Origin of the sequence: Pontibacter ummariensis, assembly GCF_900188175.1 — a bacterium.
GTDB classification, from domain to species: Bacteria; Bacteroidota; Bacteroidia; order Cytophagales; family Hymenobacteraceae; genus Pontibacter; species Pontibacter ummariensis.
Genome location: NZ_FZOQ01000002.1, coordinates 192,000 through 211,399, shown reverse-complemented (window position 1 = coordinate 211,399; position 19,400 = coordinate 192,000). Strand labels below are relative to the sequence as shown.

The following is a 19,400-nucleotide window of genomic DNA, read 5'->3' as shown; positions in this document are numbered from 1 at the left end:
CTCTTAGTCTCTGGACATCGTAAAAACCATTTTAAGGACCATTCCCAGTACCAGAAGGTATATACCCGTATCAAACAACAGGGGTGTTCCGAGGCTGGCAAGTACAGGGAGATGGGTGTCTGGCCACCACGCCGTCATATACGGTTCTCCCCTAAAAAAGCTAAATGTGCCGCTGCTAACGGCTATGAGCAGGCCCAGGGCGATCAGAAAAAGAGGACGCAAGCGCAGGCTGTGCTGGCGCCACTGATCGGGAAGTTCTTTTTTCCGGCCCACCAGGTTTGCCTTCAGCATTTGAGAAAGGTAAGCAGGCCTGCTTTGGCCGGGCATGCGGTCAGCTATACGGAGGGTAAGGCTTAAGAAAGTATCAACGGTGTCCTTGGGACCGCGGGCTAGGGTATGGAAAATAAAAGCGATGGACCCGATTAAGCCCCCGATAAAGCCACCCCCCGGGTTGTTGTGCCCCCGAAACAAAATGTACAGGGAGAACAGGAGGAACAGGGGGGTGAGGATACGAATGGCAGTGGCAAAAATAACCGTTCTCATCTTTTACCTCCTTTCTCCGGGTTAAGCCGCAAGAGGGCAAAGATTCCCAAAGCAGCCACAGCTAATACCGTGATTTCACCCAGCGTATCAAAGCCCCTGAAATCGACCAAAATAACGTTTACGATGTTGCGCCCATGTGCTTGCAGGTAGCTGGCCTTGCCATAAAACTGCTGTAGCTCCGAGGTAACGGCGTGTTCCTGAACCAGCAGGAGCACATAGGTCATGAGGCTGCCGAACAGCACGGATACGAAGACAAACTTGTACTTCCTGTACTGGTGCGACAGATAAGTGAAGGCGGGGAGCTTGTGTAGGAGCAGCACAAAGATCACGACTGTCAGCGTCTCGATGAGCAGCTGGGTAGCGGCGACATCCGGTGCGCCGAACAGAATATAAAAGAGGGCCGCAGAATACCCTACCAGCCCCATCACGACAATGGAGGTCAGCCGGGAGCGGGTGTTTAACAGGTAGAGCAGGGCCGCCATCACCAGTACCCAGAGTACCAGCTCATAGAGCCGCACTTCCTGCAGCAAATGTACCCGTTGGCTTAGGTCTATGGCAGGAGCATCGCGCCAGAGCACGAAGACCAGCAGGCAACAGAAAAAGAGCACAATGGTCACCATATAATTCCGGAGGTAGCCTCCCTGTACCCGCCTGGTAAAAGCCTTGGCTCCTTTCAAAAACCCCTTAAAAGTAAGATGGTACAGCTTGTTGGGTCCGTTCTGGTATAGCCTTTGGTACGTGATAGGAAGTTGCTGCAAGCGGGGCAAGAGGAAGTAAAGCAGCACCCCCAACGAAACCGTCACCAGGCTTAGGACAAAAATGGTCGTAAAGCCGTGCCACAAGGCCAGGTGCAGCTCAGTAGTAGTGCTGGCAATAACTTGGAAAGCCTGCTCTAAGAGTGGAGCAGCCAGGGAGGACGGGGATAAGCCCAACAGCAGGCCAAGCAAGCCAAGCAAGAGGGGCGGCAGGTACAGACTAAAAGAGGGGGCATGTTTTACAGGAGTAGACACAGAAGCTTTATGCCAGAAAATACCGTAGCTTAGAAGTGAGGCAACAGCAACAAAAGCAAGGCCCGATACAAAGGCCCCGCCAAAGGCCCACCAGGTAAGACGGGGGCTGTGCAGCGTTGCTTCGTACAAGAGTTCTTTCCCTACAAAACCGAAAAATGGGAGTATACCCGCCATAGACAGACCAGCCAGGGTGGCGGCGGCAGCCAAAAGCTTCAGGTGTGGTCCCAGGCCCCGTAGCATTTGAGCATCCCGGGTGCCCGTACTGTGGTCGATGGCGCCTACCACCATAAACAAGGTTCCTTTGTAGAGCGCATGCGCCAACAGAAAGACCAGGAGGGCTTTTAAGGCCAAAGGGGTGTCGATGCCGGTCAGGCTAACCATTAACCCCAAAGCGCTGATGGTGGTATAAGCCAGCACCGCTTTCAGGTCTGTGTACTGCAGGGCCAGCAGGGCACCGAGTAAAGTCGTAGCCGTGCCTACCATTAGCAAGACCATTTGCCATACTTCTGTGCCCCCCAATACCGGACCAAGCCGTGCTAACAGGTAGATGCCTGCTTTGACCATGGTAGCGGAGTGCAGGTAGGCACTCACAGGGGTTGGGGCAGCCATGGCGTTGGGCAGCCAGAAATGAAAGGGGAACTGGGCCGATTTGGTAAAGCAGGCTAAGAGCAGCAGTAAGGTGGCCGGTAAGTAGAGGGGGTGCGTTGCCATAAACTTTTCGCCGTTTAAAAGCGCGCTGAACGTGTAGCTTCCTGTCGCCAAGTTCAGAAGGATCAGTCCTCCCATCAAGGCTAAGCCGCCAGCGCCTGTTACCAGCAGTGCCTGCCAGGCAGAAGTGCGGGCCTCCTCTTTGTCGCTATCAAAACCAATGAGCAGAAAAGAAGTGATGCTCGTAAGCTCCCAGAAAATAAACAGGCAGAAGAGGTTGTCAGAAAGGACGACACCGAGCATCGCGGTCATAAAAAGAGTCAGGTACAGGTAGAAGCGCCCCAGCAAAGGGCTTTCTCCCAGGTAGCCTTTCGTGTAGAGCATCACGAGCGCACCGAAGCCGGAGACCAGAAGGGCAAAGAGCAGGCCCAGGCCATCCAGCCGGAACTGCAGGTTAATGCCCAGGGAGGGGGCCCAGGCATACCCTTGCAACAGGACATTCCCTGCCAACACACCAGGTAATTGGGTGCAGAAGTAGGCAAAAAGAGCCAGCGGGAAAAGCACCATCGGCACCACCAGGAGTTTCCCCAACAGGCGGTGCAACACTGGTGCTAGAAACGACAACATAAATCCGGCGAGGAGGGCAAAGAGCATCTAATTACGTTGTTTAGTAAACATATTCTGGGATTTATACCGTATGTATTTACCAAGTTTACCTGCCTGCGCCCATTTAGTTACAAAGCTTGCCCGATAGCCAGGCCGGCAATTTACTCCATGTCTGACCTTTAAAAGAGACCCGAAATTATGAACACGCTAAACCGATTGATGGTGGCTCTGGACTTAACGCAAATAGACTTAGTCCTGATAGACTACGCTGCCTTTCTAAGTGCTGCTTTAGAAGTGGAGAAGGTGTACTTTATCCATGTAGAGAAAAGCCTGGAGTTGCCTGCTGGTTTTCCGCAGGAGGGAGGGCGAAAGGAAGTGTCGGCAGGCGAGGGAATACGGCAGATGATCAACTCTGAGGTACAACCCGCCTTTGCAAACGTGCCACGCACAGAGGTGGAGATTTTGGTAGAAGAAGGAACGCCATTAAAGGAACTGCTGCGCTGGTCAAAAGACAAGGAAGTAGACCTGATGCTGGTGGGGCGGAAGCTGCGCTTGCGGGGCAGCGGTGTGCTAGGGCAAAAACTGCTTCGTTCCGGCCATCTGGGCGTCCTCTTTGTGCCGGAGTCGTATGAGCCGAGGTTGCGCCGCATCGTGGTGAGCGTTGATTTTTCAGAGTACAGCGAGATGGCCCTGGACCGGGTGCTGCACTCCGCCCTTGCCCGACCTGAGGTACATGTCATTTGCCTGAACGTGTACCAGGTTCCATCCAGTTACCACACCATGGGCATGAGCTACGAAGAGTATGATACCCGCATGCGGATGTTTGCCGAGGATAAGTACAAGAAGCTGACAAGCCACTTCCCGGAGCTGCGCGATAGGGCAGAACTCGTACTGGTGCGCCAGGAGGGAAATGACGACATTGGTGAGCTGATTGTGATGGAGGCAAAACGTGCCAGGGCCGATATGCTGGTCGTTGGCGCTAAAGGGATGACGGCCATGGCACACTTCGTGCTGGGCAGCGTAACCGAAAAGGTGCTGCGCTATGACATGGATATTCCTTTACTCGTCTTTAAGAATAAAAAAGAAGACGTGGGCTTTCTAGACGCCCTGCTCGGCACCACCTGATCAGCCTAGGTCTTTCTGTCAGGCTTTAGCAGGGGAACTGACGCGGAGGAGCAGGTAAGCGCCCAGGCCTGCTACCAGCGAGGCGCAGAGGATGGCCAGCTTGGCCTGCGCCAGAAAGGGGGAGCCCGCAAATGCCAGGTTGGCAATGAAAATGGACATAGTAAAGCCGATGCCTCCTAACAAGCCAGCCCCCAAAAGCTGCGCCCAGCTAAAAGTGTCGGGCTTCCGGACCAGGCCGGTGACAGCGGCAAGCCAGGTTAAAAGCAAGATGCCTAACGGTTTGCCAACTACTAAGCCGAGGATAATACCCCAGGAGATCGGGTTCAGGAAGCCATCGGTCAGGGAGGCGTCTATAAAGATGCCCGCGTTGGCCAGGGCAAAAACCGGCATGATGGCATAGGCAACCCAGGGGTGCAGGGCGTGTTCCAGGCGCTGCAGGGGCGATAGCACCTCCTCACAGTTCTGCTCTATGGTATGCACGGCTGCCTGAAAACTCTCTTCTTCCGGCAGCACCTCCTCCTGTTTGCTGTGCTGCGCGAAATGAAGGGCATGCAACTCGCCAAGCAAAGTGTCTGTTGACGAAATGAACTCCTGCTCTGTTACCTTAGATCGCGCCGGAATGGTAATGGCCAGCAGGATGCCCGCAATGGTCGCATGTACGCCGGACTTAAGAAAGGCCACCCACATGATAAGCCCGAGCAGCACATAGAACCAGATGGCCCGCACCCGCACCGCCATCAGGATGATCAAAATCCCAAAGATGAGGAAACCAACCCATAGGCTCAGGAAGTTTACCTCTGCGGTATAAAAGAGGGCGATCACGAGTACAGCCCCGATGTCATCCACTATTGCGAAGGCAACCAGGAAGAGCTTGAGAGTAAGGGGTGCTCTGTTTCCCAGCAGCGTCAGCACGCCCAAAGCAAAAGCAATATCGGTTGCCATGGGAATGCCCCAGCCGTCTATACCCGCTTGGTTATAGTTGAACCAGACATAGACCCCGGCGGGTACGAGCATCCCGCCCACAGCAGCCACCACAGGGAAGGCGGCGTTGCTGAACGAGGAAAGCTCTCCAGTTAGCATTTCCCGCTTTATTTCCAGGCCTACCACAAAAAAGAAAACAGCCATAAGGCCATCGTTGATCCAAAGGATGGCAGCTTTCGATAAGCCAAAGCCACCTACCGAGATCGTTAAAGGGCTGTTCCAGAATTCCTCGTAGGTGGCAGCCCAGGGGGAGTTAGCCCAGGCAAGCGCCGTCAGCGTTACCAGCATAAGCAGTACGCCGCTAAAAGCTTCTGCCTGTACAAATTCCTGCAGGGGGTGTAAAATGCGGCGCACCAAGGTAAGTCTGGTCATAAGCAGCTTTTTAAAGTTGCCTAATAAGACGCTGACAGGAGATAAAAGTTATTGACGCTGCTCCCCTAGCACTCTTGAGCAAAAAGCCGCAGACCAGTGGAAGGCCTGCGGCGAGAAACAAATGGGAGGGGCAAAAGCTTATTTAACCTCTTTCCCGATGTACCGGGAGTTCATGATGCCCAGGGCGCCCATGTACCGCAGGTTAAACTGCAGCATATCGCCTACTTTATAGTTATGGCCGTTCTGGCCCAGTTCCACCACCAGCATGTCGGAGCTTGCCCCGATCACCTGCAAATCCTCGTCTTTGGGTAGCAGAAACTTGGGGTTGACGTCCAGCAGGCCGAGGTCCAGAATGGCGCGGTAGGAGGTCTTGCCGTAAAGGCTTTCATCTATTTCGTAGCTCTCGCCGCTGGGGTTTTCGGCCAACTGCCCGCTGGGCACCTTGGGTTTTTCTGTTAGCTCAATGATTTCCGTGCAAAGCTCCAGCACATCGTTGTGCATGCCTTCAAAAGTCTCGCCTGTGAAAAGGTTCAGGCCAAAGAAAAGCGCCTCGCCTATCCGGAAGTGATTCACCCCTTTGGGTAGCAGGTGGTTGAACAGCAACGGAATGGTGACGGAAGTGCCCCCGGATACCCAGGGTATTTTCTTGTTGAACGTCGCCTCGATCACTTGCTTGTACAGGCAGAGCTGAATGAGCTTGTCCTGTGTGGGCATTACCCCATGCAGGCAATTAAAGTTAGCGCCAAGGCCGATCACAGAGATGCCCGGCAGTTGGAACACCTTCTCATAAAAGTCGACCAACTCATCCCCCATCACGCCTTCGCGCAGGTCGCCCATCTCGATCATAATGATGATCTTGTGCACTTTCTTCTGGCGCACCGCTTCATCCGATAACAGCCTGATGATGTCTAATTCTGTCTGGAAGCTCACGTCGGCAAAGCTGACTATCTCCGGAATACTGCCCTTGGGGGCCGGCTTGATGTAAACGGTCTGCACCGCAGGGGCTACCTTTTTGATCGCCTTTAAGTTCGTTACCCGTGAGTCGTGGATCTCCTTCACTCCAAGTGCCAGTACCTCCTGCAAGAACAGCTCATTTCCACAAAGCAGCTTCGTAACAACACCCCAGTCTATGCCATGCTCTTTCAGCGTGCGGTCCAGGTGCTCGTAATTATGTTTTAGCTTATCGCGGTACAGCTTTAAAACTGCCATATGTTATCGTTGTAGTCTGTACTCTAAGTATTTGTTTGTGAAACCGAGTTTTTCGTACAGGTGCCGGGCTGGATTATGGGGCTCCACGTGCAGGGCGATGCTGCCGCTCGTTTGGCCGGCTGCCAGCTGCACAAGCTTCTTTCCTACGCCCTTTCCACGTTGGCTGTTGTGCACGGCTACGTAAACCAGAATGTTTTCGGGGATATAGCCGCTCATACCCGTATTATTCAGAATAAGCGCACCTACCACCCTGTTTTGCTCCCGGGCCACCAGCACAGAGCCTCCTTTGCCCTCTGCCTTTGATAGGGCATAGTCTATGCATTTGGCAATATCTTCCCGAGCATCCCCGTACTCATCGAGGCTGTTGTACAGGAAGTCAATCACTTCTTCCTTATTCAGCCCCTCTTGCTGGTAGGGGGTATAGCTGTCGTAGCTGATATTGTTGTTTGCTGCCATGTTTTTTCTTTTTTGTCTGGGTATAGTAAGCTTAACGTGATTTAAAGGAAGGTGTACCGGCTTGGGGTTTCTTTCGTTAGGAAAAGCCCCTGATACTGGGCAGTAGGAAACCTTCGCCTTCTAAGCAGGAGACGATATCCTGCGAAGGCACCTTGTTGTGTTACTTGATAAAAGGAGAAGAGGAGAAACCAGGCTCTCCTCTTCTCCTTTTTTTACCTTTTTTCACCCGCCCCGCTTACATTTTGTGCGGGCACTTCTGGAGGTGTAATGGTTACGGTAGGGATGTCCTCGTTTTTGATTTCCTCCTCTGTATCCTCGGGCTGCGCCGCTTCATCCGTCTCCTGGTCTAACAGGGTGAGCAGGTTTTCGAGTTTCTGTTGAATAGCTGTTACTTCCTCTTTTATCTGTTCTTTGGTTTCACGCTTCATCTTATAATGTTTCGAATTTAAACTGATTTTAGGGGCGTTCGATGTTTATACTTAAAGCTGCTCCAGAAGATTTAAAAAGATCCAGTTTTTTGCAATATCCCTTCCTTTGTTCCTGTTTATCCCTAAATGGTACAATTTTGTCCGCCCACATCTGCTTTCGCAAGTTTACCTTGCACCTGTGTCAGCACCCTTTTGCAAATCTCATTTTTTACTTACATAAGAAGAAACAGCGCTTTGGTATTGAGAGGCGTATCACTAATTTTGTATTACATGGTGATGGGGTACCACCAGAAACCGCCTAAAGCAAAGGCTGATGACTCCTACATGAAGGCAAGATAATATTGCCCAAGCTGTATATTTGTTATCAGTGAACATGAAAAACAACACCCCGCCCCAAAGATCATTCTTCCAGAAGATTCTGAGCCAAGTGCTTTCCGCCGGAGAGCAGGCTGCCGCCTTCCTTTTCACGCTTAAATGGCTCGTCATCTGTACCCTGGTGGGGGTGCTGGTGGGGAGTGCTTCTGCTTTTTTTCTGGTGGCCCTGGACTGGGTAACGGGTTTCCGGGAAATGCATGCCTGGATAATCTGGTTGCTGCCTTTAGGGGGCTTTTCAGTTGGGCTGCTTTACCATTACTATGGGCAGCGTTCCGCTTTAGGAAACAACCTCTTGTTGGAGGAGATCCACCGGCCTCGTGAGATTATCCCCTTCCGGATGGCCCCGCTCGTTTTGATTGGCACCCTGGTCACCCATTTGCTTGGTGGTTCTGCCGGACGGGAGGGAACGGCTGTACAAATGGGCGGAGCAATTGCTGACCAATTCACCCGTTTGTTTCGCTTGCGCCCACGCGATCGTAAGATCTTACTGATCACTGGTATTAGCGCCGGCTTTGCTTCTTTATTTGGTACCCCGCTGGCAGGGGCTATTTTTGGCCTGGAGGTATTTGTAGTGGGCCGTCTCCGCTACGAGGCCTTGTTGCCCAGCTTTCTGGCCGCCGTGATAGCCGACTATACCTGCCTGACCTGGGGTGTAGGGCATACGGGATACGCCATTCCTTTTGTGCCTGATCTTACCCTTTCGGGCTTGGCCTTCACCCTGGTTGCCGGTGCCGTTTTCGGTTTAACCGGGATGCTCTTTGCCAAGTCCACCCATTTCTTCATTCAGCAATTTAAACAGCAGGTGGCATACGCACCCTACCGGCCTCTAATAGGAGGCGCGATTCTGGCTTTGGCGATCTGGCTGACAGGGGCTACCCGGTATATAGGGCTAGGCATCCCAACTATTCTTGCCTCCTTTGAGGTGGCGCTGCCCTGGTACGCTGCTTTTGTAAAGATCCTGTTAACGGCTTTTACGCTTGGGGCTGGCTTTAAGGGGGGAGAGGTAACGCCGCTGTTTTTTGTCGGCGCCACCCTGGGTAACGCCCTGTGGCAACTGGTACCCTTGTTGCCTCTGGCACTGCTGGCAGGCATGGGCTTTGTAGCTGTTTTCTCCGGGGCTACCAATACGCCTCTTACCTGTTCTCTTATGGCCATCGAGCTATTCGGTGTTGAAAGCAGCGTATACATGGCGCTGGCCTGTGTTGTTGCTTACCTCTTCTCCGGCCATTCCGGTATTTACGGTTCTCAGATCATCGGATCACCCAAGCACTTGTTCTATGGGCGCTATAAGGGTAAGTACCTGTCAACTGTCTCCGAAGAAAGAAAAAGAAAGTGACCTGGATGAGTTTCCGACAAGCAGGAGCACTTCTGCTGTAGCCTTCAAGGGGAAAGCACAGGGAAAGTTGGTGATTTTTTGCTTTTGAGCAGGATAATGTAAAGCTTAGGAGGGATTTTGCGTATAGCACTGTATGAAGTAACACTATACCCAAACCCTAAAGCGAAGGTTATGACAAAGACGGGTTTCCTAAAGCTGCTTTGTCTTTTCCTGTTTTCCCTGCCAGTGGTCGTACAGGCCCAAGAGCAGCTAAGCTTCGAAAAAGACACCCTCTTCTTTACATCCAACAGGAAGAAAGTACACCTTCCGTTTAAGCTGGTGCACAACCTTATCGTTATTCCGGTCCGTGTGAATGACTCCAACCCCCTCAACTTCATTTTGGATACAGGGGTAAAGACGCCCCTTATTACACGGCTTTACTATTCTGATTCTCTTAGTTTAGTTGAGACAAACAAAGTCACCATCAGGGGCTTAGGAAAGGGGCACACCATTGAGGCTTTGTACTCTGTCGGCAATAAGATCCTTATGCCGGGCGTAAAAGGAGAGCAGCAGGAGGTGCTCGTGTTACTGGAAGATGTCTTCAACCTGTCCGTTCGGATGGGCATGCCACTGCATGGGATCATTGGCTATGACATCTTTAAGAACTTTGTAGTAAAAATAAACTACAGCAAGGAGCTTATTACCCTATACAGGCCGGACATCTATCTGAAAAAGAAGCGAAAGGCAGAGGAGTACCCGCTTCATATCGAGGACAGCAAACCTTACATTTTTGCAAAAATACGGCAGCACACCGGGGATACCCTGGACGTAAAGCTCGTGATCGACACCGGAGCCAGCAACAGTTTGTCGCTGTACCTCCCTTCGGATAATCGACTAAGCTTGCCCCCCAAGGTGGTGGAAGCTTACCTGGGCCGGGGCCTGGGCGGAGACATTCATGGCAAAATAGGTCGGCTGCAGGCTTTTCAGCTGGGGAAGTATGAGCTGGAGAGTATTCCTGCTTCTTACCCCAACGAAGAAGCCATCCAACTTGCCCTGAATGTGTCGGACCGGAATGGCAACATTGGTTCTGACATCCTGCGGCGTTTCACGGTTGTGCTGGACTACCCGCACCAGCGCATGTTGCTACAACCTAACCGAAAGCTACGGGAGCCTTTCCACTATAACATGACGGGCTTTGAGATAAGCACGCCTTTTCCGGGTACCAATTACTATGTGGTGACGAACGTCGTGGAGGGGTCCCCGGCTAAAATGGTGGGCTTGCAGCCAGGTGACGAACTGCTGTTTATCAACGGACAGGACTGTAGTGAGCTGAAATTGCCGCAGCTCCTGAACTTAATGGACCGGGATGCGGGTAAAAAGCTGCGCCTGCGCCTGAAACGGGAAACGGAGATACTGGACGTGGACCTGGTGCTGGAAAGCAGAATATGAACCTGCTTTAGCGGCGCAATGCCACACCTATCCTTGCTGTAGGTCGAGGTACATCTGGAGAAACAGCAGGAGTACGGCCAGCACGATCAGAAAAAGGGCGGTATACATCCTGCTTTTCGGCACGGGCTTCACGTAGGCGTTCCCGTGCCCGTCTTTTCCTGTCAGTCTTAAATCAGAAAGGATAAGGCCATTCCCGAAGCTGAGCCAAATAGCGGCTGTAAGTGGCTCGCGGGCTACAAATAGAGAAACGAGGCCTATGGCTGAAAAAATAATCCCGATCAGGATTCGAACAGAAATGTTTTTCATGTAAAAGACGCTAAAAGCAACACAGCCCACTTGCGACGGGCATTGGAATGCAAGTTATAGGTTTAAAAACAGAAATGACAGCGGCCGTACCATTAGCGGCTTAAGGTGGTAGGGTAGAAGCCAGGCAGAGGAGAATATTGCTGTTTTTATTTGGCTTATATAAACTTTTAAATAAATTTGAGCGTTGGCTTTGAAATATCAGAACTATTCTGAAAACTTTGCACGACACAATGGGTATAAAAGCAAGTGCCCATTTATTTTAGTTTAACAGTAAAAATGAAAAAAAAGGCGTTTTTATCATCTGACATGATAAAACACTCTCCCATAACAGAGAGTGCGACTTTTTCTGCCTTTGCTCCGAGGGTAGTTTTTAGGACCCTTTTGTCTACAGTCCGCTACAGGCCCTAGGCCGATATGCTTTTCGACTGCCTATGCGGTAGTCCTCTATCCACCACCATTTCCTGAATTGCACAAGATAAGGCGTAGCGCTGGCTATTCCGTCTGCATGCATTTTTTCATTTAGCATTATTGTTTTTAGCTGTGCAAAAACACAGCAGGGGATATATTTTTTCTCTTTAACATGAATCAACCTGCATTCATTGTACAAGTTGCCAACGAGCAACATATTATCCACGCGCTGCAAATTTGCAATGAGATGGAGTCCTCTGCCAAGGCCAGAGGAACGGGAATCGCCAAGCGCTCACCCGATTACATCACACAGAAGATGCTGGAAGGGAAAGCGGTGATTGCGCTGCACCCAGACGGGAGCTGGGCTGGCTTCTGCTACATCGAGACCTGGAGCCATGGCAAGTATGTAGCCAACTCAGGGCTAATCGTGGCACCGGAGCTGCGTAAAAGCGGCCTTGCCCGCCAAATTAAGCAAAGGATATTTGAGTTATCCCGCACCAAGTACCCGGATGCCAAAATCTTTGGTTTAACAACGGCACTGGCGGTGATGCGCATTAACTCCAGCCTGGGCTATAAGCCGGTTACCTATTCTGAGCTGTCGGACGACGAGGAGTTCTGGAAAGGCTGCCGCAGCTGTGTCAACTTTGAGATCCTGCAGAGCAAGAACCGCAGCAACTGCCTGTGTACGGCCATGCTGTATGATCCGGCTAAAGAGGAAAGCTTTATCGCGCTGCCCGTAGTAAACAAGCAAACGACTCCGAAAACTAACAGCGTGCATGAGCGCTGGTTGCGTCACCGGCAACGGCCGGGGCAGTCTTCAAGCGTTGGCGGGGCTGACTTCAATGCCGTTCAAATTTAATTCAAACCATTACCCGAAAAATAGCAACAGAAATGAAGAAAGTAGTTTTGGCCTTTAGCGGCGGACTGGACACCTCTTATTGTGCCATTTACCTTGCCCAGGACCTGGGCCTGGAAGTACACACCGCTATTGTCGATACAGGCGGCTTCTCAGCAGAAGAGTTGCAGGAGATAGAGCGCCGTGCTTATGCCATGGGCGTGAAGCAGCATACGCACCTGGATGAGACAGAGAACTTCTACAACAGCTGTATCCGCTACCTGGTTTTCGGGAACGTACTGAAGAATAACACTTATCCGCTTTCGGTGAGCGCGGAGCGCATTACGCAGGCCATTGCCATTGCCAAGCACACGAAGGAGGTAGGGGCCGACTATGTAGCGCATGGCAGCACAGGGGCTGGCAACGACCAGGTGCGTTTCGATATGGTCTTCCAGGCGATCATCCCGGAGGTAGAGATTCTGACCCCGATCCGGGATAAAAAACTGTCGCGTGAGCAGGAGATCGCCTATCTGAAGGAACATGGCGTGGAAATGGACTTCCAGAAAGCCCAGTATTCTATCAACAAAGGTATCTGGGGTACCTCTGTAGGCGGCAAGGAAACGCTGACTTCACACCTGCCCCTGCCGGAAGAGGCTTACCCTACGCAACTATCGAAGCAGCAGCCAGAGCGCGTTACCCTGCACTTTGAAAAGGGCGAGCTGGTGGGCCTGAACGGGCAGACGTATGAGCACCCGGTGCAGGCGATACAGCACTTGCAGGAACTGGCGGCTCCTTTTGCCATTGGCCGCGACATACATGTGGGGGATACGATCATTGGTATTAAAGGACGCGTGGGCTTTGAGGCAGCAGCCCCCATGGTGATCATCAAGGCACACCACACCCTGGAGAAACACGTGCTCACCAAATGGCAGCTCTATTGGAAAGACCAGCTTTCGGCCTGGTATGGCAACTGGCTGCACGAAGGCCAACTGCTGGACCCTACCATGCGCGACATCGAGGCTTTCCTGGAAAACACCCAGCAAAACGTGACCGGTAAAGTGCACGTGCTGCTGGCTCCGTATCGCTTCCAGATAGAGGGCATTGAGAGCGCTCATGACCTGATGAGTGATAAGTTTGGTAGCTATGGTGAGATGAACCGCGCCTGGACATCTGATGACGTGAAAGGCTTTGCCAAGATCTTCGGCAATCAGACGAAAATGTACCACAGCATTAATAACCCTGAATCGGCATGGGCAGCGGAGTAAGCATAAAAGCAGGCATTGTAGGCGGAGCAGGTTATACAGGAGGCGAATTACTGCGCCTGCTGCTGAATCACCCGCAGGTGCAGGTAACTTTTGTGCAAAGCAAGAGCCAGGCCGGCAAGCCTGTTTATGCCGTGCATCAGGACCTATTGGGCGATACCGACCTGCACTTTAGTGAGGCAATCGATCCGGAGGTGGACGTACTGTTTCTGTGTGCCGGGCATGGCGAGGCTAAGAAATTTGTAGAAGGGCAAGCGTTGGCGGAGCACATCCGCCTGATTGACCTGAGCCAGGACTTCCGCTGGAATGAAAGCACAACCGCGAGGGTAGTTAGCGCGGAGGGGCGGGATTTTGTGTACGGACTCCCGGAACTGCAAAAGAATGCGATAGCGGAAGCTAAAAACATAGCCAATCCGGGATGCTTTGCCACGGCCATTCAATTGGCCCTGTTGCCACTGGCAGCACAGGGCCTCCTTATTTCTGAAGTGCATGTAAGCGGCATCACCGGCAGCACGGGAGCAGGGCAGAGCCTCAGCCCGACCTCGCATTATAGCTGGCGCAGCGGGAATATCTCTAATTATAAAGTGCTCAGTCACCAGCACCTGCACGAGATACGCCGCACCCTGCAGGGAATACAGGAACAGGCGGTGCCCGATATCAACTTTGTGCCTTACCGGGGTCCGTTTACGCGCGGTATCCTTTGCACAAGCTACCTGCATTGCAGCTTAAACCAGGAGGCAGCGCAGCAGCTTTACAAGGGCTTTTACCAGACAGCCCCGTTTGTAAGGCTGAGCACGACTACCCCGGACCTGAAGCAGGTAGTGAACACAAACAAATGTTTAGTGCACCTGGAGAAGCAGGGCGATTACCTGGTGATTACCAGTATGATCGACAACCTGCTGAAAGGAGCTTCCGGACAGGCCGTGCAAAATATGAACCTCATGTTTGGTCTGGACGAAAAGGCAGGACTATGCCTGAAAGCTTCGGGCTTTTAGTACAATCGAACAACCTGTAAGGAATTACAAACAACCAGATAGATTATGTACACCAAGTACTTCATTTACTGTTTAACCTCTTACCTCTAAATTTTCAATCCAATGAATCTTTTTGATGTATACCCTCTCTTTGATATCACGCCAGTGCGCGCGCAGGGCGCCTATGTATGGGACGACAAAGGCAAGCGTTACCTGGACCTGTACGGCGGTCATGCCGTAATTTCCATCGGGCACAGCCACCCGCACTATGTCAAGCGTATTGCCCGCCAGCTATATGATATCGGTTTCTATTCCAACTCCGTTCAAATGCCCTTGCAGCAGGAGTTAGCCGATAAGCTGGGCGTGCTGAGTGGTTATGATACATACAGCCTGTTTCTGTGCAACTCCGGGGCCGAGGCAAACGAGAACGCCCTGAAGCTGGCGTCTTTCCACACCGGCCGCAAAAAAGTCATCGCGTTTAAAGGAGCATTTCATGGCCGCACCTCTGCCGCCGTAGCTGCCACAGATGACCCTAAAATACAGGCACCCATCAACGAGACGGATAACATCATCTTTCTTTCATTAAATGACACCAACGCTTTTGAAGCTGCTTTGCAGGAGCACGGTCCGGAACTGGCTGCTGTGATTGTAGAAGGTATACAGGGTGTGGGAGGTGTACAGATACCAGACAAGTCCTTTTTGCAGGCCCTGCAGGCAGGTTGTGAGCGCGTGGGAGCTTTGTTAATCCTGGATGAGGTACAGTCGGGCTACGGCCGCACAGGGAAGTTCTTTGCCCACCAGCACGCGGAGGTACAGCCGCACCTGATCACGATGGCCAAAGGCATGGGCAACGGTTTTCCAGTGGCCGGTGTGCTGATCCATCCGGATATTGAGGCAAAGCATGGTATGTTGGGTACCACCTTTGGAGGAAACTATCTGGCCTGTGTAGCCGCTCTGGCTGTTTTGGAAGTGATGGAGCAGGAGAATCTGATTGACAATGCGGCACGTATTGGCAAACGACTAATGGAGGTGATCAGTGCCTTGCCGGGCGTGAAGGAAGTACGAGGGGAGGGCTTGATGATCGGAGTAGAGTTAACACAGGCCTGCGCCGGCATCCGCAAGGAGCTCTTGAAAGAGCATGGCATCTTTACCGGGGCCTCCTCAAATAAAAATACGCTACGCCTGTTGCCACCACTTTGCATTAGTGCCCGGGAGGTACAGAAGTTTCTCGAAGCGTTCGAATCAGTTCTTTACAAATCAGAATTACAGTCCATTTAATGAAGAAGTTTACCTCGGTGCAGGATGTAGCCGACCTGAATGGTCTGGTGAAGGAAGCACTGCACCTGAAAGAGAATCCCTACCAGTACAAGAAACTGGGCGAGAACAAGACTTTGGGTCTCATTTTCTTAAACCCCAGCCTGCGCACCCGCCTCAGCACGCAAAAAGCAGCCCTGAACCTGGGCATGAACGTGATGGTGATGAATTTGGACAAGGAAGGCTGGGCGCTGGAAACGCAGGACGGCGCCGTGATGAACGGGACGACCGTTGAGCACATAAAAGAGGCTGCGGCAGTGATGGGCCAGTACTGTGATATCCTGGGCATCCGTTCTTTCCCGAAGCTGCAGAACCGCGAAGAAGACTACAGTGAGGATTTGCTACAGCAATTTATCAGCTACAGCAAAGCACCAATTGTAAGCCTGGAGTCCGCTACGCGCCACCCGCTACAGAGCCTGGCTGACCTGCTCACCATCAATGAAAACAGTCCGGCGGGCAAGCGCCCTAAAGTGGTGCTAACCTGGGCACCGCATGTAAAGGCTATTCCACAGTGCGTGGCCAACTCTTTTGCGGAATGGATGGGGCAGGCCGATGTAGACCTGGTGATCACCCATCCGGAAGGGTACGAATTATCTGAGGAGTTTACCGCCGGCGCGACAGTTACGACAGACCAGCAGGAAGCCTTGGAAAGAGCAGATTTCGTGTATGTAAAGAACTGGTCGAGCTACCAGGACTACGGCAAAGTGTTGACAGACGGGAAAGGCTGGATGCTGACCGACGAGAAGCTAGAGGCAACCCATAACGCGAAGGTCATGCACTGCCTGCCGGTACGGCGCAATGTGGAGCTAAGCGATGAGATCCTGGACGGTGCCTGTTCGCTCGTGTTAGAGCAGGCAAACAACCGTACCTATGCTGCCCAGGCCGTGCTGAAACAAATGCTGGAAAGCCTGTAAAAAGCTAAGGAGAGAAGAGGGGAAAGGGAGCTTTATCTTCCTTTGCCAGCTCTCTACCTTTGTCCTTTGTCTGTAATCCTTTATCCCCTTTTACAATATACATGCAAGAGCTGAACATCGTCAAGATCGGCGGAAATATCTTGGACAATCCCCTGCGGCTGAAAAGCTTTTTATTGGACTTTGCTGCCCTGCCAGGGCTCAAACTACTGGTGCATGGGGGCGGAAAGATTGCCTCTGCCATCGGGCAAAAGCTTGGTATTACGCCGGTGATGGTAGAAGGGCGCCGGGTAACGGATGCGGAAACGCTGGAATTAGTTACCATGGTCTATGGCGGTTTGGTAAACAAGCAGGTAGTAGCCCAGTTGCAGGCACAGGGCTGTAATGCCATTGGCCTGACAGGGGCAGATGCCAACAGCATTCCTGCCACGAAGCGACCTGTACGCGCGGTGGATTACGGATTTGCCGGAGATGTAGCAGGGCCAGAAAGCATCAATGTAAACGTGTTGGAGGCACTGTTGCAGCAAGGATTAACGCCTGTGTTTGCCCCGCTGACACATGATCAGCAAGGAACGATGCTCAATACCAATGCCGATACGATTGCTTCTGTTTTAGCTACCGCCCTCGCTACAAAGTACCAGGTAAAGCTGGTGTACAGTTTCGAGAAGCGGGGAGTCCTACAGGACGCGAATGACAATAACTCTGTTATTCCGGCTATAGATAAAGAGAAGTACAGGCAGTTGAAGGAAGAAAAGGTCGTTTCAGCCGGCATGATCCCTAAACTGGACAACGCCTTTGCTGCCCTGGAACAAGGGGTTAGTGCCGTTGTGATTGGAGATGCAGCCGAAATTAGTGCCATTCTTTCCGAGGGAAAAGCGGGAACATTAATTACCTTGTAAGGGTGGGTTAAGTACTTAACCTAGTACAAACACTTGTTCACAAGATTTAAAACAGGTAAACATGGGTTCAGAAAATAAGAAAGTAGCCATTTTAGGTGGTGGTAACATGGGTGTTGCTTTGGCGAAGGGCATGGTCGCTTCCGGGAAACACGAAGCAGCGGACATTACCCTTACAAGGCGTAACCTACGCCTGCTGGAAGGGATGGCCAGGGAAGGCTATACTATTACCAGTGATAACGTGCAAGCGGTGGAAAATGCCGATATCCTGATCCTGAGCATTTTGCCGCAGCAATTGAATAGCGTGCTGGATACCATAGCTGAAAGCATTAATCCACAGCGACACTTGCTTATCTCTATTGTAACGGGGGTGACCGTCGTGGACATCCAAAAGCGGGTGGGAAAAGACCTGGAGGTTGTCCGGGCGATGCCAAACACCGCCATTGCCATCCGGGAGTCCATGACCTGTATAAGTAGCAGCAAAGCATCTGCCGCCAACCAGGCCCTGGTGAAAGAGATTTTTGAAGCAGTAGGAGAAACAGTGGAAATCGAAGAGGAACTGATGACCTCGGCGACTGCCCTTTGCGCCTGCGGGATTGCCTTTTTCCTGCGATCTATCCGTGCTGCCACGCAAGGGGGGACTGAGATCGGCTTTCATGCGGCAGATGCCTTGCGCATGGCGGCTCAGACAGCCAAAGGAGCTGCTTCTTTACTATTGCACTTCCAGAGCCACCCGGAAAATGAAATTGACAAGGTTACCTCTCCCAAAGGCTGTACCATTGCCGGCCTGAACGAGATGGAGCACAATGGCTTCAGTTCTGCTTTAATCAAAGGCATAAAGACTTCCTCTATCAAAGCAGAGCAGCTATACCACAACGAAAAGTAAACAGGACCCTTTATCGATAATGCTCACACAGGAACTTTACCAAAAAGCTGTTACGCTGCTGAAGAACCTGATCGCGACGCCTTCTTTTAGTAAAGAGGAAGATAAAACAGCGGCGATCATCGCAGCCTTTCTAAAAGAGCAGGGGGTGGAAGTGCAGCAGCAGCAAAATAACGTCTGGGCCTTTAACAAGCATTATAACCCGGCTTTACCGACGCTGTTACTCAACTCACACCACGATACGGTAAAACCAAATGCCAGTTATACCCGGGATCCTTTTGAACCAAAAATTGAGGATGGGAAGCTGTTTGGCTTGGGCAGTAATGATGCCGGGGGCTGCCTTGTCTCGCTCATCAGTACGTTTCTTTGGTTTTATGAGCGCAAAAACCTCCAATATAACCTGGTACTGGCAGCAACGGCGGAAGAAGAGATCTCTGGTAGAAACGGTATTGAATTGATACTGCCAGAACTAGGGCAACTGGAGGCAGCCATTGTAGGAGAACCCACCGAAATGCACCTGGCCGTAGCCGAAAAAGGACTGCTCGTGCTGGACTGTGTGGCGAAGGGGAAAGCAGGGCACGCGGCCCGGGAAGAGGGCGTCAACGCTATCTACGAAGCGCTATCGGATATCCAATGGTTTCAGAACTACCGCTTCCCCAAAGAGTCGGAACACCTGGGGCCTGTTAAAATGAGTGTGACCATGGTACAGGCGGGCACGCAACACAACGTGGTGCCGGACAGGTGCCAGTTCACCGTAGATGTGCGCCTGACGGATGCGTACACGATGGGAGAGGTCTTGGATACCATCCAGCAGCAGGTAAAAGCGGAGGTAACGCCCCGTTCTACCCGCCTGAAACCTTCCTCTATCCCTATGGCGCACCCCCTGGTGCAGGCAGGCCTGAAGATGGGGCGCAAAACCTATGGTTCGCCCACCACATCAGATCAGGCCTTGTTGCCTATCCCTTCCCTTAAAATGGGCCCCGGCTATTCCGGTCGCTCGCACATGGCAGACGAGTACATTTACCTGCATGAAATAGAGGAGGGTATTAAGCTTTATATTGAATTGTTAGAGCAGGTACTGTAACAGGTACGAT

General features: G+C 51.9%; 18 protein-coding genes and 1 riboswitch. Of the genes, 11 read left to right on the top strand and 7 right to left on the bottom strand.

Features of this window, described 5'->3' with window-relative positions; genetic code table 11:
- Window positions 1–3: 3 nt before the first annotated feature.
- Both CHB92_RS02940 and mbhE read right to left on the bottom strand, forming a co-directional pair.
- On the bottom strand, window positions 4–543 hold the full coding sequence (locus CHB92_RS02940; RefSeq protein WP_089317673.1) for an MnhB domain-containing protein: 540 nt from the start codon (window positions 541–543) through the stop codon (window positions 4–6).
- A complete protein-coding gene (gene mbhE / locus CHB92_RS02935; RefSeq protein ID WP_089317672.1) occupies window positions 540–2,855 on the bottom strand; it encodes a hydrogen gas-evolving membrane-bound hydrogenase subunit E in 2,316 nt (771 codons plus the stop codon). Before mbhE ends, CHB92_RS02940 begins: the two co-directional genes overlap by 4 nt.
- A 150-nt stretch (window positions 2,856–3,005) precedes the next feature.
- Between mbhE and CHB92_RS02930 the strand changes: the two genes are divergently transcribed.
- Window positions 3,006–3,932, top strand: a complete 927-nt coding sequence (locus CHB92_RS02930) for a universal stress protein (protein ID WP_089317671.1) — start codon at window positions 3,006–3,008, stop codon at window positions 3,930–3,932.
- An 18-nt stretch (window positions 3,933–3,950) separates the two neighbouring features.
- On the opposite strand, the gene nhaA is transcribed toward CHB92_RS02930, so the two are convergent.
- The 4 genes from nhaA to CHB92_RS02910 form a co-directional block, all read right to left on the bottom strand.
- Window positions 3,951–5,285, bottom strand: coding sequence for a Na+/H+ antiporter NhaA (gene nhaA / locus CHB92_RS02925; RefSeq protein WP_089317670.1), 1,335 nt, complete (start codon window positions 5,283–5,285; stop codon window positions 3,951–3,953).
- A 138-nt stretch (window positions 5,286–5,423) separates the two neighbouring features.
- Window positions 5,424–6,494 carry an alanine racemase gene (locus CHB92_RS02920; protein ID WP_089317669.1) on the bottom strand — a complete coding sequence of 357 codons (1,071 nt, stop codon included), beginning with the start codon at window positions 6,492–6,494 and terminating at the stop codon, window positions 5,424–5,426.
- Window positions 6,495–6,497: 3 nt separating this feature from the next.
- Window positions 6,498–6,950 carry a GNAT family N-acetyltransferase gene (locus CHB92_RS02915; protein ID WP_089317668.1) on the bottom strand — a complete coding sequence of 151 codons (453 nt, stop codon included), beginning with the start codon at window positions 6,948–6,950 and terminating at the stop codon, window positions 6,498–6,500.
- Between the two features lie 212 nt (window positions 6,951–7,162).
- Window positions 7,163–7,378 (bottom strand): hypothetical protein, encoded by a 216-nt coding sequence (locus CHB92_RS02910; protein WP_089317667.1) that lies wholly within the window; start codon window positions 7,376–7,378, stop codon window positions 7,163–7,165.
- A 263-nt stretch (window positions 7,379–7,641) separates the two neighbouring features.
- Window positions 7,642–7,708, top strand: a riboswitch (Fluoride riboswitch).
- A 43-nt stretch (window positions 7,709–7,751) separates the two neighbouring features.
- On the opposite strand from CHB92_RS02910, the gene CHB92_RS02905 reads away from it, so the two are divergent.
- Together CHB92_RS02905 and CHB92_RS02900 are read left to right on the top strand one after the other, a co-directional pair.
- The gene (locus CHB92_RS02905; protein WP_089317880.1) at window positions 7,752–9,089 is read left to right on the top strand and encodes a voltage-gated chloride channel family protein; all 1,338 of its coding nucleotides are present in this window, start codon (window positions 7,752–7,754) and stop codon (window positions 9,087–9,089) included.
- A gap of 171 nt (window positions 9,090–9,260) precedes the next feature.
- Window positions 9,261–10,517 carry an aspartyl protease family protein gene (locus tag CHB92_RS02900; RefSeq protein WP_089317666.1) on the top strand — a complete coding sequence of 419 codons (1,257 nt, stop codon included), beginning with the start codon at window positions 9,261–9,263 and terminating at the stop codon, window positions 10,515–10,517.
- Window positions 10,518–10,544: 27 nt separating this feature from the next.
- On the opposite strand, the gene CHB92_RS02895 is transcribed toward CHB92_RS02900, so the two are convergent.
- Window positions 10,545–10,823, bottom strand: coding sequence for a hypothetical protein (locus tag CHB92_RS02895; protein WP_089317879.1), 279 nt, complete (start codon window positions 10,821–10,823; stop codon window positions 10,545–10,547).
- Window positions 10,824–11,403: 580 nt separating this feature from the next.
- On the opposite strand from CHB92_RS02895, the gene CHB92_RS02890 reads away from it, so the two are divergent.
- The 8 genes from CHB92_RS02890 (at window position 11,404) to CHB92_RS02855 (ending at window position 19,390) form a co-directional block, all read left to right on the top strand.
- Window positions 11,404–12,090 (top strand): GNAT family N-acetyltransferase, encoded by a 687-nt coding sequence (locus CHB92_RS02890; protein WP_218824226.1) that lies wholly within the window; start codon window positions 11,404–11,406, stop codon window positions 12,088–12,090.
- Between the two features lie 32 nt (window positions 12,091–12,122).
- The gene (locus CHB92_RS02885; RefSeq protein ID WP_089317665.1) at window positions 12,123–13,331 is read left to right on the top strand and encodes an argininosuccinate synthase; all 1,209 of its coding nucleotides are present in this window, start codon (window positions 12,123–12,125) and stop codon (window positions 13,329–13,331) included.
- Window positions 13,316–14,323: an N-acetyl-gamma-glutamyl-phosphate reductase gene (gene argC / locus CHB92_RS02880; protein WP_089317664.1), complete on the top strand. Its 1,008-nt coding sequence runs from the start codon at window positions 13,316–13,318 to the stop codon at window positions 14,321–14,323. Before CHB92_RS02885 ends, argC begins: the two co-directional genes overlap by 16 nt.
- Window positions 14,324–14,425: 102 nt before the next feature.
- A complete protein-coding gene (locus CHB92_RS02875; RefSeq protein ID WP_089317663.1) occupies window positions 14,426–15,580 on the top strand; it encodes an aspartate aminotransferase family protein in 1,155 nt (384 codons plus the stop codon).
- Window positions 15,580–16,530 carry a Rossmann-fold NAD(P)-binding domain-containing protein gene (locus CHB92_RS02870; RefSeq protein ID WP_089317662.1) on the top strand — a complete coding sequence of 317 codons (951 nt, stop codon included), beginning with the start codon at window positions 15,580–15,582 and terminating at the stop codon, window positions 16,528–16,530. The genes CHB92_RS02875 and CHB92_RS02870 overlap by 1 nt, the downstream gene beginning before the upstream one ends.
- 101 nt (window positions 16,531–16,631) lie before the next feature.
- A complete protein-coding gene (gene argB, locus CHB92_RS02865; protein ID WP_089317661.1) occupies window positions 16,632–17,426 on the top strand; it encodes an acetylglutamate kinase in 795 nt (264 codons plus the stop codon).
- 61 nt (window positions 17,427–17,487) lie between these two features.
- Window positions 17,488–18,309, top strand: coding sequence for a pyrroline-5-carboxylate reductase (gene proC / locus CHB92_RS02860; RefSeq protein WP_089317660.1), 822 nt, complete (start codon window positions 17,488–17,490; stop codon window positions 18,307–18,309).
- A 19-nt stretch (window positions 18,310–18,328) separates the two neighbouring features.
- Window positions 18,329–19,390 carry a M20 family metallo-hydrolase gene (locus CHB92_RS02855; RefSeq protein ID WP_089317659.1) on the top strand — a complete coding sequence of 354 codons (1,062 nt, stop codon included), beginning with the start codon at window positions 18,329–18,331 and terminating at the stop codon, window positions 19,388–19,390.
- Window positions 19,391–19,400 lie beyond the last annotated feature (10 nt).

Bases quoted from the DNA above. Each gene is read 5' to 3' on its own strand.
- CHB92_RS02940 (WP_089317673.1), bottom strand. From the start codon at position 543: ATGAGAACGGTTATTTTTGCCACTGCCATTCGTATCCTCACCCCCCTG.
- mbhE (WP_089317672.1), bottom strand. From the start codon at position 2,855: ATGCTCTTTGCCCTCCTCGCCGGATTTATGTTGTCGTTTCTAGCACCA.
- CHB92_RS02930 (WP_089317671.1), top strand. From the start codon at position 3,006: ATGAACACGCTAAACCGATTGATGGTGGCTCTGGACTTAACGCAAATA.
- nhaA (WP_089317670.1), bottom strand. From the start codon at position 5,285: ATGACCAGACTTACCTTGGTGCGCCGCATTTTACACCCCCTGCAGGAA.
- CHB92_RS02920 (WP_089317669.1), bottom strand. From the start codon at position 6,494: ATGGCAGTTTTAAAGCTGTACCGCGATAAGCTAAAACATAATTACGAG.
- CHB92_RS02915 (WP_089317668.1), bottom strand. From the start codon at position 6,950: ATGGCAGCAAACAACAATATCAGCTACGACAGCTATACCCCCTACCAG.
- CHB92_RS02910 (WP_089317667.1), bottom strand. From the start codon at position 7,378: ATGAAGCGTGAAACCAAAGAACAGATAAAAGAGGAAGTAACAGCTATT.
- CHB92_RS02905 (WP_089317880.1), top strand. From the start codon at position 7,752: ATGAAAAACAACACCCCGCCCCAAAGATCATTCTTCCAGAAGATTCTG.
- CHB92_RS02900 (WP_089317666.1), top strand. From the start codon at position 9,261: ATGACAAAGACGGGTTTCCTAAAGCTGCTTTGTCTTTTCCTGTTTTCC.
- CHB92_RS02895 (WP_089317879.1), bottom strand. From the start codon at position 10,823: ATGAAAAACATTTCTGTTCGAATCCTGATCGGGATTATTTTTTCAGCC.
- CHB92_RS02890 (WP_218824226.1), top strand. From the start codon at position 11,404: ATGAATCAACCTGCATTCATTGTACAAGTTGCCAACGAGCAACATATT.
- CHB92_RS02885 (WP_089317665.1), top strand. From the start codon at position 12,123: ATGAAGAAAGTAGTTTTGGCCTTTAGCGGCGGACTGGACACCTCTTAT.
- argC (WP_089317664.1), top strand. From the start codon at position 13,316: ATGGGCAGCGGAGTAAGCATAAAAGCAGGCATTGTAGGCGGAGCAGGT.
- CHB92_RS02875 (WP_089317663.1), top strand. From the start codon at position 14,426: ATGAATCTTTTTGATGTATACCCTCTCTTTGATATCACGCCAGTGCGC.
- CHB92_RS02870 (WP_089317662.1), top strand. From the start codon at position 15,580: ATGAAGAAGTTTACCTCGGTGCAGGATGTAGCCGACCTGAATGGTCTG.
- argB (WP_089317661.1), top strand. From the start codon at position 16,632: ATGCAAGAGCTGAACATCGTCAAGATCGGCGGAAATATCTTGGACAAT.
- proC (WP_089317660.1), top strand. From the start codon at position 17,488: ATGGGTTCAGAAAATAAGAAAGTAGCCATTTTAGGTGGTGGTAACATG.
- CHB92_RS02855 (WP_089317659.1), top strand. From the start codon at position 18,329: ATGCTCACACAGGAACTTTACCAAAAAGCTGTTACGCTGCTGAAGAAC.